This window comes from Gordonibacter pamelaeae 7-10-1-b, from assembly GCF_000210055.1.
Classification (GTDB): Bacteria; Actinomycetota; Coriobacteriia; order Coriobacteriales; family Eggerthellaceae; genus Gordonibacter; species Gordonibacter pamelaeae.
Genome location: NC_021021.1, coordinates 2,733,587 through 2,734,822, shown reverse-complemented (window position 1 = coordinate 2,734,822; position 1,236 = coordinate 2,733,587). Strand labels below are relative to the sequence as shown.

2 protein-coding genes are annotated in these 1,236 nt (G+C 70.9%); both read left to right on the top strand.

Annotated features, from left to right (window positions below; all coding sequences use genetic code 11):
- Positions 1-814, top strand: an 814-nt coding sequence (locus GPA_RS12675) for an isochorismate synthase (protein ID WP_156791039.1), incomplete at its 5' end; no start/stop codon positions are given.
- Positions 811-1,236 (top strand): thiamine pyrophosphate-binding protein (locus GPA_RS12670; protein ID WP_041239610.1); only part of this gene is annotated, 426 nt, incomplete at its 3' end. The genes GPA_RS12675 and GPA_RS12670, both read left to right, overlap by 4 nt.

Here is a 1,236-nt window from a genome sequence, read left to right as displayed (position 1 = left end):
CGTGGACAAGGTGGTGCTGTCACGGCGGCAGCGGCTGGTGGCCACACGTCCGTTCTCGTCGAAGGACCTGCTGGTGAACCTGATAGACGGGCCGGCGCGGGGCACGGTGCTCCTGTACCGCTACGCCGACGTGTTCTTCTGCGGCTGCACGCCCGAGCTGTTGGTGCGCAAGCGCGGTGCCGAGCTGGAGAGCATGTGCCTGGCAGGCACCTGCCCGGCCGGCGGCTCCGAGGACGAGCGCGCGCGTCTGGCGGCCGAGCTCATGGCCGACCCGAAGAACCGCGCCGAGCACGACTACGTGGTGCGGTTCATCCGCGAGGTGTTCCGCCGCACCTGCCACGGCGTGGACGTGCCCGCCGAGCCGGGAATACTCCCGCTCACGCACGTGCAGCACCTGTGCACGCCGGCGCGGGCGCGCCTTCTGGAGGGGGTCGACCTGTGGTCGATGATGGAGGATCTGCACCCCACGCCCGCCGTGGCCGGCACGCCGGTGGGCGAGGCGAAGATGCTGCTGCGCGAGGTGGAGGCGTACAACCGCGGCTTCTTCGCCGGTGCGTGCGGCTACGTGGACGGCGCGGGCGACGGCGAGTTCTCGGTGGCGCTGCGCACCGGCGTGTTCGATGGCGAGATCGGCTGGGTGTACGCCGGCTGCGGCATCGTGGAGGGCAGCGTGGCCGACGACGAGTACGACGAGATAGGCATGAAGCTCATGACCATCCTCTCCGCTTTCAGCGGAGAGGATGAAGCCGACGCTGCGGAAACCCTCGCTGACTCTTTGAGCGACCAGCGCGTTGACGAAGGAGCCGGCCGATGAGCGCCGATCCGCGCGCGACGGCGCTGTTCCTGGGCGCGTTCTTCGACGAGCTGGCGCGGTGGGGCGTGCACGACATGGTGGTGAGCCCCGGCTCGCGCTCCACGCCGCTGACGATGACGGCGTTCGAGCTGTCGCGGCGCGAGCCGGGGCGGCTACGCGTGTTCGTGGACGTGGACGAGCGCGGTGCGGCCTTCTTCGCGCTCGGGCTGGCGAAGGCGAGCGGGCATCCTGCCGCCGTCGTCTGCACGTCGGGCACGGCGGTGGCGAACTACTATCCGGCGGTCATGGAGGCGGAGTCGTCGCGCGTGCCGCTCGTGGTTCTCACGGGCGACCGCCCGCCGCGGCTGCAGGGCCTCGGCGCGCCGCAGACGTGCGACCAGCTGAACGCCTACGGCAACCATGTGCGCGCGTTCCGCCAGATG